Raw genomic sequence first — 13,802 nt, 5'->3', positions numbered from 1 at the left:
TTGGGGTATCTACCTTGATTGGTTTTTTAATTCTTATTATTTGTGAGATATTCTTCATTGATCGCGGTGTCCCACTACCTCAACTTCTTTCGAAGCTAACCGCAACGTTTTACAGAGTTTTCTGATTGATATTTTAAAACGTCAAATCCAGGTTAACTTGTCCTAGTAAAGGAGAGGTTTATTCCATTAAAAGGTATAATTGTTGAATAAATACATAAATAATTGAAACTTTTGTTCGATAAATACGTATAGTTAGTAAAGTATTTAAAATGGGAGTGTCACTTTGGAAACTAATTTTCAACCTTCTCATACCAAAAAAGATGTGAGTATGAGAAGGTTACTAAACATATTAGGACTATTCATATTTGCTGGGACAGCATTAACTAATATAACAACTCCACTCCCTTCCACCGAGGACACCAAACAATTTTTGTACTGTATTGTTGGAAGTGCTTTTATCTATTATCTTTTAGTGAATATCTACTTCACTGGACAAATAGGTAGAAAGGTCGTCCTTACAACTCTCTTTCTGTTAGGTTGTTTTAGCATATTTATGGCTATTTATCTTGCGATTAATCCAGTATCACACTAATATCTATATTCAAGTAACAGGGGCGATTGCTGAACAAGTAGTCGCCCTTTGTTCTAATAAAGGACAGGATAACAGAAGAACAGGGGGATTTTGAGTGGAAATATTAATGTCCATAGTAATCGGAATAATTATGATGTGTGCGGTATATTTAATACTTTCTAAAAGTCTACTTAGAATTATTATCGGCACAGGGCTTCTAAGTCACGCGGTTCACCTTTTGCTTATAACAATGGGAGGATTACCAAAGGGAGAAGAAGCACCTCCCCTACTGGGTGAACATTCTGCTAAAGGATATATAGATCCTCTCCCTCAGGCATTAATTTTAACAGCAATTGTAATTAGTTTTGGAGTAACTGCATTTTTCTTAGTTTTAGCATACAGAGCTTATCAGGAACTCGAAACCGATAATATGGAGAGAATGAGTGAAAACGTGGATCGTCTGAAGTGAAAATAGTACTGTTTTTTCGCAACATTGGGTGTTGGCCATCACATATTCTTTATTGATTATAGAGCAGGATAGTTAAACAACCAGTTTAAGGTAATTATTATATTTTACTCTTAAAAGTCAACAAAAAAGGAGAAGGAGCAATGGCTTACGAATTTGTATTAACATTTATTTTTACTTTCCTTGTAATAGGTATAATCAGCTTTATAGTAAATACATACTTATCAAAGGGTAAAGCAGGCAAGAAAAAAGGATATTCAATTTTACTCATTCAAAGTGTTATTATCTCAATTCTTCTTACTTGGGTTATATAGATATTATTAAGTTAACGGGGGCAATAACGGAAGATAAGCTAATTGATCACCGTCGATTGCCCTTCTTCAATTAAGGGGGGTTTTACTAAAGACCTAGCTGATAATCTTCGCATATAGATATCTCAACAATAACAAACTTATTTCACTTTTACCGGCGTCTTAATGCTACGGGACCCGTCCACATGGTTCTTTTAGATGTATTTTTTTGAAAATTAGGAATTTAACTCTTGTGACTACATGGGATTTCGTGTTAAAATACATTAATTTGTGTATCGTGGGATGAATTGAGCGACAATACATAGTAAAATTTTTACAATAAATAAATAAAAGTAGTAGATTGGGAGATGTTACGATGGAATTCAGAGGAGCCAGCGTTTACGATCAATCGGATTTTTTTTCAAATTTCATGAAAAGAAGAAATAGACAGGATAGTCCAAATAATGCGATTGAAGGGCCACTTATTTATGAATTAATTGGAGAGATTCAAAATAAAAGCATCTTAGATTTAGGTTGTGGTGATGCCTCATTCGGAAAAGAACTCATACTTCAAGGGGCAAAAAACTATACAGGAGTAGAAGGTTCAGCACAAATGGTGGAAGCTGCTCGGTCTAACTTACTTGAACAAAAACAAAAAGGAACAATACACAATGAAACCATGGAAACGTATGATTATCCGAAAGATGCATTTGATCTTGTAACATCCCGATTCGCATTCCATTATGTTTCAGACATTAACCAACTGTTCCAAAATGTTAATAAAACGCTTAGAGAAGGCGGAAGATTTGCGTTTAGTATCCAGCATCCCCTTACCACTTCGTCATTTGCGAGTAAGCAAACCGGTGATAAACGTGGTAATTGGATTGTCGATGATTATTTCCTTGATGGTGAAAGAAGAGAGCCGTGGATTGATAAAGTAGTAGTTAAGTATCATCGCACGATTGAACAATATTTTTCAGCGCTTAGACAAGCAGGTTTTACAGTGTTGGATTTACGTGAGGGGACACCAAAACGTGAACATTTTAGTAGCGACGAGGAATTTGTTAGAAGGCAAAGGATCCCTGTCGTATTGGCTTTTTTATGTGTGAAGTAAATGAGTTTTAAAGAAAATTTTTAAAGAATAATAAAACTTTACATAATAAGCTGAGTAATTTATAGATTTGGGACTACCCATTGTAAGTGGCAAATAGCTATAAGGAGAGGTTTTCTTGGAATTTACCACTGAAAGATTAACAATCAGGCCATTTAAGAGCTTTGACTTACAAGATGTGTTTAAGATATACAGTAACGATGAGACGTGTAAGTACCTACTACATACTAAATGGACACGTGAAACCATGCAGGAATCATTTGATAAAAAATTAAAGAACAGTTCTCTCACTAAAGATACCGGCTTAAGTTTGGCTGTGGTGAACCGCAAAAATGTCATTGGTGATTTATCTGTATGGTATACAGGGATGAAGGATACGGTTGAAATTGGGTACAGTTTTTCTGCTGAAACTTCAGGTAAGGGATATGCGACAGAAGCAGTTAGTCATTTAGTAAGAAAATTATTTGAAGAATTTGAAGTACATAGGATTCAAGCCACCCTTGATGCACGGAATTCGGCATCACAAAAGTTGTGTGAGCGAATAGGGATGAGGAAGGAAGCTCATTTCACACAGGATTTCTGGAGTAAGGGTGAATGGACAGACAGCATTGTATATGGAATGCTAGTTTCAGATTTAGAAAACTGAGATCTATCATGTCTTCGAGTCCTCAGCTAAAGGAGGTTTATCCTGAACAGGATGAGCTTCTTTTTTGTTATTACATTTCTCTTGAGCAAGCGGCTCTAATTTGAAATAATTGGTATATTAAGCTGAATGAAAGATTTATAAAAATAGGGATTAAGGTGAACTACATGAATATTAAAGGACTAAATCATTTTCTCTTCTCTGTTTCTGACTTGGAACGCTCCATCCGCTTTTACAAGCAAGTGTTCAATGCAAAATTACTCGTGAAAGGGAAAACCACAGCCTACTTTGATCTTCATGGCCACTGGCTTGCCTTGAATGAGGAAAAGGATATCCCTAGGAATGAAATCTCACAATCTTATACTCACATAGCCTTTTCGATTGAAGAAAAAGATTTTGAGCAGGCGTATAAAGAGTTAACGAATTTGAAGGTAAACATTCTGCCAGGTCGAAAGAGAGACAGGCTTGATAAGAAATCAATATATTTCACAGATCCTGATGGTCACAAATTTGAGTTTCATAGTGGCACGTTACACGATCGAATCGATTATTATAAGGAAGCTAAACCTTATATGGAATTTTATGAGTAGGAGTGAAGGTATGCCACTGATTAAACACGAATTGATCCTTGACCACAAAGACAATCCAATTTTCACACCAGTAGTTGACCACGTAAAATCAACGTTTAATAATGTCATCTGTTCAGGAGCCTCCACTCTTATCATTCATCAAGATTCCATTGTGTTAGAGCGGTACATAGGGAAGCAGTCAGGGAAAGAAGACGCTAGAACGGTTCAGGCTGATACTCAGTTTCATGTGGCTTCAGTTAGGAAGAGTTATATCGGTTTTGCAGTTTCGTATGCTTTGTACTACGGATACATCAACAGCATAGATGATCCGGTTTTATCCTATTTGCCTGAACTTGCTGAGAACGTCTGGAAAGGTACAACGATAAGACATTTACTTACTCATACCCATGGATTAACACAAGAGTCGAATGAAGACGTTCGGGAGCTTACTCCAGGCTCAAGCTGGTCTTATAAGCAAATTGGGATCGAGGCTCTAACCCGAATTGTTAAACGAACAACTGGTAAATCAGTTGCTGCCATCATTCATGAAAGTGCCTTTACCCCTTTAGGGTTTACTGAATCCGATTGGTATTCACAGAAGCACGAAAGGCTGGTTGATGTCATGTTGCGTTATGAAGGGGATAAAGACTGGCAAACGAGTGAAAGCACTGAAGGGGACAAAATGAACATGTATGTCTCGACCAGGGAGCTCGCATACTGGGGATACCTTCATTTGAAGAAAGGAAAAGTGAATGGAAAGCAAAAAGTTCCAAGAGAAATCATTGAGGTCGCCACCTCTCTTCAGAGTCCATCCACCCTTCATAAGGACTTACCTCAAAATGGTTTCTTATGGTTCGTCAAAGGTTTATCCGCCAAAAAGACAGAGATAGGTGATCAAGTCCCTAAAGGTTCCTACCAAATACTTGGATTTACCAATGTGACCCTATTAGTCATTCCAGAAGAGGACATTGTGGCAGTTCGTATGTTTAATAGTTTTGGCTCTCCGGAGGGTTATGATTACTTATCCGACGTAAGGTCGTTTGGGGATACGGTTATGGCGTGTGTGAAGAATGAAGTGAAGAAATAAGAGAGAGAAAATAATGAGCTGGCGAGCCAGCTCTATTAATTACTCTCATTATCCAAATAGGAAACAGCAGTCTGAAATGCCTTTATCCTTCTCTCGATATAGGTCCGCTGCCCACTCCCGGTCTTTGTCTTCTCAAGAAAAGATGGCAGCATTAACAGCAAGCCCTCCAGCACCTCCTTTGCTGCCATTAATTCATCTTTGCTGACAGCCAACTCCTTTCCTTCCCATCGTGCATGAAGAATTTCTTCGCCAATCCTGGCTGCGTTTAATCTCTTTTCAAGAAGATTCGTCTGCGGCGTACCTGGATTCATGCGGGCTAGAGCATTCTCCGATTTACGTATGATCGATTGAAACGCTTCTATCGACTGCTGCTGTTCTTCCGATCTGAATTGTTTCATAACCATCACCTCATTTCTCATTTTTTGGACTATATGTAGTGTACCAAAAATGAATCCCCATTACTGACTTTTGATATAATGACAACAAAGAACCTTTAATAGGAGTGTGACCGATGGAGCAGAACGTCTTTGAAGAAATGGCCAAGCGATACGATACAGAAGAACGAAAGGAACTTGCTCAGATTGTCGGGGAGGAAGTGAAAAAAGAACTGCAGGACAGTCAAACTAAATCCTTGATTGATTATGGGAGCGGTACAGGGCTTGTTGGTTTGGAGCTTGCCGATATGGTCGAATCGGTTTTGTTAATTGATTCATCGGAGCAGATGTTAGAAGTGGCAAAAGAAAAGATCACCCAGAGAGCAATCCCCAACGCTGATGTCCTTCATTCCGACTTTACTCAGGGAACCCCTGATGTGAAAGCAGACATTATCCTCATGTCACTTGTTCTTCTTCACATCCCTGATACCCGAAAGATTTTACAGGAAATGTTCACGATCCTCAATGACGGAGGCAAGCTTATCATCGTGGACTTTGACAAAAACGAAGAAATCAGCCACCCAAAGGTACATAACGGATTTGTTCAAGAAGAGTTAAAAGAAACACTCTCTGCCGTAGGATTTACTTCTACCGGAATTAAGACATTTCATCATGGAAAGCGTGTGTTCATGAAGAAGGATGCTTCGATGTTTATCGCGAGCAGTATGAAGGAAGTGAACAGTAATTATTCAGGAAACTGAGTTTTCTCAAATTTACTGAGTAAGGCTAGAAGGGGGGAGAATAGATGGTTCAGAAAGATATGATAGATCGAGTGTATGCTCATTGGACTGAGTTTCTTGGATGTGACTACTCAGACCTGATTGTTCCTAATGTGAAGGTGTTGCAGCATTCCAAGAGTTTAGATGGATATAACGGTATTTACACTTTCTCCAATGGAATCTCCTGTATCATATCCGCTCCACTAAAATACGTACCGGTGCTGGGCAAAGCGGTAAGGAACCTAGGACCTGCGGTAGTATTTGATGCTGAATGGCTGAGTCAATCGTTGGATGGCAAACATGCCAATATCATCGGCCCGGCATTTCAAGGGTATATAGAGGATGATTCACTGCTTCAAACATCCTCTTCATCCGTGATTGAATACAAGAGTGAACACCATAGAACGCTACTGGAAGAATTGCGTGACTCATGCTCTGAAATCGAATGGCAGCACAGTTCCATTGATGAGGAGAAAAGTCCAATCTTATTACAGATCCTTCATGGGAAAGTAGTGGCAGCAGGTTCCTGGATAAAAGGAGAATCAGGCTTTCTGAGTGTCGGGATTATTACCCATCCTGCTTATAGAGGTAAAGGCCATGCGAAGACAATTGTAAATGCCCTCACACAACGAGGGCTAACAAGTGATGCAACTATGCACTATCAGACCCTTGAATCAAATACCCCCTCCGTTTCCATTGCTCAGTCTTTGGGATATAAGTGTTTTGGAAGGACGATCGCCATTAGATTGAGTGTGTAGAGCTTACCTTTGGAGGTGTATGAATGAACATAAGACCCGTTAAAAAAGAAGAATATCGTTTTATTGAAGACTTTGTCTATGAGATATTCAGGAACACCACTTTTTCAGATGGAGTCATTGAAAGAGCCCTTGTAAAGGAAATCCGGGAAAACCCCTATTATATTCCACAGCTTGATCTGGTCGTTGAGGAAGAAGAAGCCATTATCGGTCACTGTATCCTTTCAAAACTTCCCATTAGTCATAGGCATGAACATGAAATCTTGATGTTGTCCCCCGTTTCAGTGGCAATGAATAAACAACGTCATGGTGTTGGCACGTTTATGTTAGAGGAAGGAATCGCATTAGCTGCTGAAATGGGGTTCAAAGGAATCGTTGTTGAAGGAGACCCTCGATACTATCACCGTTTTGGATTTAGGACATCAACTGCATTCGGAATCTATGCGTCTGAGAAAAACCTCCCACCTTCCGAAGAGAATTTAATGGCTTTGGAATTGTGTACAAATGGCCTGGAAAATATATCGGGTGAAGTGGATTATTCGATTTATTGTGCGTTGAGACATTAGTATTTAAATACTTCAATGATAGACCAAAGGAAAAGGGCTATACATTCACATCCCTTTTCCTTTGGAAACTAAATGTTTTTTCAGGAAAATTCTCTATTAATTAGTTGGATGAAATAATCTTTCTCAGTTGGACTGTTTCACGCTAAGTACGGTGATCGTCACCAGGATGACCGCCATTCCCAACACTTGGATGAGGTTCAAGTTATCCCCGATTACCAGAACGCCAAATAATGATGCTGTCACCGGCTCTACCATAGCGACCATCGAAGCATTTGCCGGAGTAGTCTTTCGAATTCCAATTACATACACTAAAAAGGACAGTCCAGCACCCAGAATCCCTAATAGTAAAAATAGCCCTAAATCCTTAGACGCCAGTACAGCTCCTGACTCCCCTTTGTCCGTAAAGAAAAAAAGGATGAGACAAAATGAAAAAAATGAAATGGTTAACGTGGTAGGTGGGTTTCCATGAGAAGACGCATTCTTAAACCCGAATATAAATAAAGCATAGGAAAGGCCAGCAGCAAGCCCGGCAGCCATTCCTAACAAACTCACTGAAATCGATTCAGTATTATAGGCACCTGTAAGCAGGATAATTCCGAAAAGAACACCAGTAATACAACCCCATTTAAACCAAGTTGAATGCTCCATTCGTAATAAAAAGGAGATTAATAGGACGAATACAGGTGCGGTATACATTAAAGTAGCGGCAATGGCAATACTCGAGGCTTGGATACTTAGAAAATAAAATGTGAAGTTACCAGCAACGCCCACACCCGCTAAAAGAGACCATATCCAATTACGTGGAGAGATACCCCGATTTTGTCTAAAGCGAAGGAGAAACCACACGAAAAAACAGATAAACCCAACAGCCCCTCGGTATATTGAAATCACAAGGGGATCCCAGCCCTTAGTCATTAAAATATCAGCAATCCCTCCACTAATCCCCCAACATATAGCGGCAAGAATGACTAAACCTATACCCGTAAATTTCATCGTGTGCCTCCTAACGATAAATTTGATACGTAAAACTTAAGCAGGATTGATAAAGTTGTTAACGGTGATTCCTTTAAACTGCCTTACCTAAACCAATGAAAGGATAATTTCTAAAAAATGGGTAAAATGAAACGAATATAAAGGGTTACAAGAGGCACGGGTACATAGTAGCGGCAGGGGAATGTAGAAGTTATCTTAATAAGTTTTAAAAGAAGCTTAAGAAAAGCAGGTTAGTAGAAGAATTGAGGATGCGACAAGCAAATATTAAGGAAGTGAAGTTAATTTTGTAGGGGGGATACGTGATTAGAAAACTATTGTTTTTGATACTGGTCATATCGATTATGGGGGCTTGTAGTCAACAAGAAACAGAAGAAAACCCGACTGAAGGGAAGAACTTTACGTTGGAAGAAGTAGAAACGATCATAACGGACCAAGGGATTGAATTGGATAAAGAGACTGATTTGCAAAGTGAGAACGTCTTTATACAAGAATTAAACGGAATTACTCCCGAAGTATATAATGTAAAGGGACATACATTATCGGTTTATGTTTTTTCTTCTGCAAGTGATAGAGAAAAAGGATTTCAACGGTTTGAAGAGAATACAGCAACAGCAGAAGTAGTTGAACATAGAGCATACCAATTTAATAATATTCTGGTGTTTTATATAAGTGATGATGAAAAGATGCAGAATAGATTGCTTGAGGCATTGCAGGAATTGGATGCTTCGTAATAAAAATGTGTCCAAAAAGCAGAAAGGCATTTACTTGTTTTGTCACTTATTAAAGAATAGGGGGGATCCCAGGATAGGGAGTATATTGGCGGTCAAAAACTGACTAGAGATGACTTTTTAACAGACGCTGGGTGGATGAAGCAAAGTTACTAATCTATAGAAAAACCAGCCCATTTAGAATGTGCTGGTTTCCCATATCATTATTTTATAGACTTATGTCGGTTGGGTGGTCAGGTGGAGTTTAAGAACTGGCTGATAAATAGACGGAATAATTCCGCTTAATTAGAGATTTCTATTAAAAAAGATTGAAATAGACGGAAAAATTCCGCCTATTTCCTCCAATAGTCCCAATGATAGGCGCTTTTTCTGGGCGTAAGCGGAAAAACTCCGCTTATTTAACCCGAAAACAGGTTCCAACTTAAAGGTAACCGGAAAAATTCCGCTTATTAAGTATTCTTAACATTATGAAACTCGTCAAATACGACGGGTTCTTCTTTTTTAATGATGCCGGAAGCTCTTTTCAACTTTACGGCTGACTTGGAACTTTAATCTCTTTGATCATTTGTCGTATCGATCCGAGATGGTAGGCGGAGTGGGCGATTGCCCCAAGCATTCCTGTTACGTTTTGTTCATCTAAGGAGTCAAGTGAATCAATTGTTGTAAGCAGTGTGGTGTATTCTTGGTGAATTTCAGAGGTGAAGTGTGTCCAGGTATTGGTGTCTACACTTGTGATTTTCCAGGATGCTTCCCAGTCCTTGTCGGGTTCTTCTCCATTCAAGTAGGATCTCGCAACCCATAGATAATAGCGGGTATGATCGGTTTGGGCGGCGATGGTCGTGCCGTTGACCGGTATCGAAGCGTCTTCTGCCGATAATCCTTCTAACGTCCCAAATAAACCACTTCCAGGCTTCGATTCTGTGTACCAGCTTCCGTTTCCTTCAGGCCCTTCAAATGTTTCCTTCAACAAGGTCTTAACAGCTGCCAACATTGGATTCTCCATCATAGTACCTCCTGAAATTGTATTTAACCATCTAAAACAATTTAGCTGGTTATAAGTTTACTCCGGTTGTTTCTAACTGTCAATGTGTATTATGATGGTTAGAGTAAAGGAGTCATGATTATGTCAGAAACAAACCCTTATATGATGGTCGGAGAACGACTATGTATGGATTTCATCAATACCGTCAGCTGGCGGGAAAGTACGGAGAAAAGGCGGGACTGGTTTACGAGTTACACCAAATTGGTCGACTGGTCCCTACATGCTGAAGTGTTGACAATTCAACAGGCACAAGATCTTCTTAGTGAAGCAGAGGAAAACCCCTCAAAAGCAGAAGATGTCCTGAAGCAGGCGATCGAACTGCGTGAAGTCATGTACCGTATGTTCAAGAACATTTCAATGAAAACCCCGCCCAACGAGCAGGATCTGGGACGCTTCAATCAATCAGTGAGCCACTATTATCAATTACTACAAGTCACCAAAGACGAAGATCAATTCACTTTGAGATTCAAACAAACAGAAAAAAACCTGGACCCTATGCTGCCTCCGATTCTCCAATCAGCTGTCGATTTACTCATTTCAAAAAAAGAATTGGAGCGGGTCAAGCAATGTGAGGGAGACCCTTGCGGATGGTTATTTTTCGATACCAGCCGAAATAAAAGTCGCCGCTGGTGTTCCATGGCGGATTGCGGGAATCGTGCGAAGGTGCGGAGGTTTTATCAAAAAGGAAAGTGACGATACTCGGTCACTTTCCTCATTATTCTGTCATCAACCTAATAGGATAAGCATGTCAGAAAGATTGACGTATTTTTTTCAATAGGAAGTTCAAAAATTGAAAGGACGAATGTAATTGAAACGACTATGTATCATAATGGTCATCTTGCTCTTGTCAGGGTGTAATGCCGCTGAACAGGGAGAAAAATCTTCTAATGAAGTAGAAAAAACTCCTTCAACAGAAACAAAGACAATAGGAAATCTTAAAGCGGGTTACACTTTCGATGAGTTCATGAAAGATCATGAGGTCTCGTTAAAGGGGACTGACATTCCTTACAGGGTGGAAGAAACATTCACGAATCAATTAATTGCGCTGGAAGGGAAGGCACAGCTCGGCAGGTATTATAATTATGGCTTCAATGAGTTGGAAGGAAGTCATTTTGTGATCAAGATTATGAAGAAAGATGAATTGGATTGGTATGTTTATTTACCAAGGGAAGAGTACCCGGATCTGTTTAAGGCGTTAAAGAAAGGACCGGTTGATGTGTATGCGACCGTTTCCATCCCGAAGGAATATTTCGAAACGGGGCAGGGTCACCTTTCAATCGTTGAGGAAATATTGTTTAAACAAAGCGGTGTAGAAGAACAGCCACTTGATGACGAACTGGCTGACTATATGAAGAAGCATTCCGTGGAGCTCACAGCAAAGGATATCCTGTACGACTTAAAGGGAATGTCTGATCGGCCATTCGCCCTCAGTGGGAACGCGCAACTCGTGACCTATCGCTATGCCGGCGCATACAAGGACCTGGAACCTACCCATTTCGTATTAAGTGTGCGGGACACGGTAAACAGTGAGGAGCAGCTGTGGAGGATCGTCTTTGACAGGATGAAGTACAAGGAATTGTATGAACAGGTACTTGGTGGGATGGTCCATGTCAATGTCACCGCGATGGTGGAGGATGATCGCTTTACCGAATATGCTGGAACAAATGCCGTCGGACAGGATGTGGAATTTGAGCCGTTGGAACGCTATGCCGATACATCGATGGAGGGTCAGTCCTATTTGGAGGAAAACGGATTATCAGTTATCGGAAGGGAAGTATTGTATGATCCGATTTCCTATATAGAAGAACCATTCTTTGTAGAAGGAACGGCGGAGATGGACCCATATGCCACTGCCAGCGGAGAGTATGAAGATCTGCAGGACACCCATTTCCGGATTGATATCGTCGAAGATCATTACGGTGAACAGTATGTCGATTATCCCCGGGCGCTGGAAGGATGGACGCTCTACCTTGACCGACAGAAATATCGGCATATCTATGAGAAGCTCAGCCAGGAAAAATACCTTAGTGTCATGGTGACTGCACGCATTCCCCGGGACAGATACAAGATGGGGCAAGGCGGGGTAGCGTTGGTTGAGAATGTGGTTATCAAGTAGTGCAGTCCATCTTTAATTATCAAAACTAATCAATTTACTAATGATGTGAATTGTTTCGCAATATAGTAAAGGGAAAAATCACTGGAGCGTGAACCGATGCCCCCAATAAAAAAAGCATACGCCTACGTCACTAGAGTAAGAGATGGAAGGCTACAAGTACTGGTATTTCAACACAAGGATATTCCTGAAGCTGGTATCCAAATACCTAAAGGGACAGTAAAAGAAGAGGAAGACACGTATAGCGCTGTAATTAGAGAAGTTAAGGAGGAAACTGGAATTCAAAAATTTGAAGTGGAAAAATTGATATCAGCTGACTTTTGGAGAAATGATGACGGCGCTATGCACAATAGGTATTTTTATAAGATCGTTTGTAATGAAAAGGCTGATGCGTGGGAGTACAACCCAACAGGTGGAGGAGAAGAAGACGGACTTACCTTTCAATTCTTTTGGATCTCATCCGATGAAGAAGTCGAACTAATAAGAGGTCACGCTGACTATTTGAATCTGGTTTTTGATGAATAAGAAATGAATCATATCATTGCAGTGGGCTTATCCAAAACAGGGTAAGTCCTTTTTTTGAAAATTCAAATCTCTAATTGCTAAAAAAAACCAGTTTGTTATAATTAAATAGGATATGAAATTGATTAATGAAGGAGGTTGGAAATCGTGCGTTCAAAGAAACTTCATACAAGAACAACTACATTTACGATGTCAAAACCTTCTTATCGCATATTGTTAAAGCCTGAGATTTTTTAATCTTATTAGTGAGTGGGGACTATCGTATCTTGATAGTCTCTTTTTTATTCGGAAAAGAGCAATTGAATGAAGATCAATAGGAGGAATAGTAGATGGTGGATTTTCGATCAACAGAGTTGGTAATGGAAGAACAGGAACTGAAAAGATACTTACAAGAATATAAGAGCGGAGATAAACCATGGGACGTAAAGAATCATGTTGGTCTTGTAAAGTCCATGATGCATTTCATCGGCTCTACGGATAGTGAGCTTAGGGACAAGTTGATCTACAGCACCTTTTTTCACTTAGCCATAGACAACCAGTTGGAGCATGAATTATTGAGTGAGCTATTGGATTACAGTTTAAGTGACGACATGTTATTCAAGGGAATAGGTGAAAATGGCACGGATACCGTCTTTACAAGGGCGTTTAGTTCACTTGTCATCGCCGTTATTTTATACAAGGATAATAAGGATGATTTTCTCTCCCGGGACACTGTGTATAAAACCAAAGATCACTTAATCAACTACATCAACTCTGAAAATGACCTGAGGGGCTTCGTACCTGTGAAAGGCTGGGCACATAGTATAGCCCATGTGGCAGATGCGTTTGACGAATTAATACTCAATAAAAAAATCGAACAGAAAGATTTTTTAGACATATTGCCGACACTTTGGGAGAAAATCCTTATATCTGAGAGTGTCTATGTTCATGGTGAAGACGAGAGAATGATTACACCTATACTTGCCATGCTAGAAAAGGGATTGGACATCGTGGAAATAGAACACTTATTAAAAGCAATACCAGCCGAACTGAAACGTCGGAAAGAACAAGTAGATGAAGAGAATTATTGGTTTTTAGAAGCGAACTGTAAAACATTTTTAAAAAGCTTTTACGTAAAGATAAGTTCCCGTGAAGAGTTGATTTCTCTTCGTAGGGATATTGAGTTGTGCTTATCTGAATTGTAGAGGAGGCAG

Annotated in this window: 16 protein-coding genes; 13 read left to right on the top strand and 3 right to left on the bottom strand. The window is 39.7% G+C overall.

Going from position 1 to position 13,802, the window contains the following annotated elements; all coding sequences use genetic code 11:
* Window positions 1-686: 686 nt before the first annotated feature.
* From BVI01S_RS04585 to BVI01S_RS04565, 5 genes are all read left to right on the top strand, one after another.
* Window positions 687-1,040, top strand: a complete 354-nt coding sequence (locus tag BVI01S_RS04585; protein ID WP_061809416.1) for a Na(+)/H(+) antiporter subunit C — start codon at window positions 687-689, stop codon at window positions 1,038-1,040.
* Window positions 1,041-1,703: 663 nt separating this feature from the next.
* On the top strand, window positions 1,704-2,441 hold the full coding sequence (locus BVI01S_RS04580) for a class I SAM-dependent DNA methyltransferase (protein WP_061809415.1): 738 nt from the start codon (window positions 1,704-1,706) through the stop codon (window positions 2,439-2,441).
* A 115-nt stretch (window positions 2,442-2,556) separates the two neighbouring features.
* Window positions 2,557-3,084: a GNAT family N-acetyltransferase gene (locus tag BVI01S_RS04575; RefSeq protein WP_034756689.1), complete on the top strand. Its 528-nt coding sequence runs from the start codon at window positions 2,557-2,559 to the stop codon at window positions 3,082-3,084.
* A gap of 164 nt (window positions 3,085-3,248) precedes the next feature.
* On the top strand, window positions 3,249-3,671 hold the full coding sequence (gene fosM / locus BVI01S_RS04570; RefSeq protein ID WP_061809414.1) for a FosM family fosfomycin resistance protein: 423 nt from the start codon (window positions 3,249-3,251) through the stop codon (window positions 3,669-3,671).
* 10 nt (window positions 3,672-3,681) lie between these two features.
* Window positions 3,682-4,737 (top strand): serine hydrolase domain-containing protein, encoded by a 1,056-nt coding sequence (locus tag BVI01S_RS04565; protein ID WP_082804665.1) that lies wholly within the window; start codon window positions 3,682-3,684, stop codon window positions 4,735-4,737.
* Between the two features lie 35 nt (window positions 4,738-4,772).
* Here BVI01S_RS04565 and BVI01S_RS04560 read toward each other — a convergent pair whose 3' ends face one another.
* Window positions 4,773-5,135 (bottom strand): hypothetical protein, encoded by a 363-nt coding sequence (locus BVI01S_RS04560; RefSeq protein ID WP_061809413.1) that lies wholly within the window; start codon window positions 5,133-5,135, stop codon window positions 4,773-4,775.
* 113 nt (window positions 5,136-5,248) lie between these two features.
* On the opposite strand from BVI01S_RS04560, the gene BVI01S_RS04555 reads away from it, so the two are divergent.
* From BVI01S_RS04555 to BVI01S_RS04545, 3 genes are read left to right on the top strand one after another with little or no spacing between them, the layout of a single operon-like run.
* Window positions 5,249-5,872, top strand: a complete 624-nt coding sequence (locus BVI01S_RS04555; RefSeq protein WP_061809412.1) for a class I SAM-dependent methyltransferase — start codon at window positions 5,249-5,251, stop codon at window positions 5,870-5,872.
* A gap of 44 nt (window positions 5,873-5,916) precedes the next feature.
* Entirely contained in the window at window positions 5,917-6,648 is a 732-nt protein-coding gene (locus tag BVI01S_RS04550) for a GNAT family N-acetyltransferase (protein WP_061809411.1), read from the top strand.
* Between the two features lie 23 nt (window positions 6,649-6,671).
* Window positions 6,672-7,211 carry a GNAT family N-acetyltransferase gene (locus tag BVI01S_RS04545; RefSeq protein ID WP_061809410.1) on the top strand — a complete coding sequence of 180 codons (540 nt, stop codon included), beginning with the start codon at window positions 6,672-6,674 and terminating at the stop codon, window positions 7,209-7,211.
* A 123-nt stretch (window positions 7,212-7,334) separates the two neighbouring features.
* On the opposite strand, the gene BVI01S_RS04540 is transcribed toward BVI01S_RS04545, so the two are convergent.
* Window positions 7,335-8,204 (bottom strand): DMT family transporter, encoded by an 870-nt coding sequence (locus BVI01S_RS04540; RefSeq protein WP_061809409.1) that lies wholly within the window; start codon window positions 8,202-8,204, stop codon window positions 7,335-7,337.
* A 299-nt stretch (window positions 8,205-8,503) separates the two neighbouring features.
* Between BVI01S_RS04540 and BVI01S_RS04535 the strand changes: the two genes are divergently transcribed.
* Window positions 8,504-8,935, top strand: coding sequence for a hypothetical protein (locus tag BVI01S_RS04535; RefSeq protein WP_061809408.1), 432 nt, complete (start codon window positions 8,504-8,506; stop codon window positions 8,933-8,935).
* A gap of 526 nt (window positions 8,936-9,461) precedes the next feature.
* Here the strand turns inward: BVI01S_RS04535 and BVI01S_RS04530 are convergent.
* The gene (locus tag BVI01S_RS04530) at window positions 9,462-9,938 is read right to left on the bottom strand and encodes a hypothetical protein (protein ID WP_244886867.1); all 477 of its coding nucleotides are present in this window, start codon (window positions 9,936-9,938) and stop codon (window positions 9,462-9,464) included.
* 117 nt (window positions 9,939-10,055) lie between these two features.
* Between BVI01S_RS04530 and BVI01S_RS04525 the strand changes: the two genes are divergently transcribed.
* The 4 genes from BVI01S_RS04525 (at window position 10,056) to BVI01S_RS04510 (ending at window position 13,793) form a co-directional block, all read left to right on the top strand.
* Window positions 10,056-10,667 (top strand): CGNR zinc finger domain-containing protein, encoded by a 612-nt coding sequence (locus tag BVI01S_RS04525; protein ID WP_061809406.1) that lies wholly within the window; start codon window positions 10,056-10,058, stop codon window positions 10,665-10,667.
* A gap of 115 nt (window positions 10,668-10,782) precedes the next feature.
* Window positions 10,783-12,090 carry a hypothetical protein gene (locus BVI01S_RS04520; protein ID WP_156477299.1) on the top strand — a complete coding sequence of 436 codons (1,308 nt, stop codon included), beginning with the start codon at window positions 10,783-10,785 and terminating at the stop codon, window positions 12,088-12,090.
* Between the two features lie 96 nt (window positions 12,091-12,186).
* Window positions 12,187-12,612: an NUDIX hydrolase gene (locus BVI01S_RS04515; RefSeq protein ID WP_061809404.1), complete on the top strand. Its 426-nt coding sequence runs from the start codon at window positions 12,187-12,189 to the stop codon at window positions 12,610-12,612.
* A 326-nt stretch (window positions 12,613-12,938) separates the two neighbouring features.
* Window positions 12,939-13,793, top strand: a complete 855-nt coding sequence (locus BVI01S_RS04510) for a DUF2785 domain-containing protein (protein ID WP_082804664.1) — start codon at window positions 12,939-12,941, stop codon at window positions 13,791-13,793.
* The last annotated feature ends 9 nt before the right edge of the window (window positions 13,794-13,802 follow it).

Source organism: Rossellomorea vietnamensis NBRC 101237, from assembly GCF_001591825.1.
Lineage (GTDB): Bacteria > Bacillota > Bacilli > Bacillales > Bacillaceae_B > Rossellomorea > Rossellomorea vietnamensis.
This window is presented reverse-complemented; position numbering and strand designations above follow the sequence as displayed.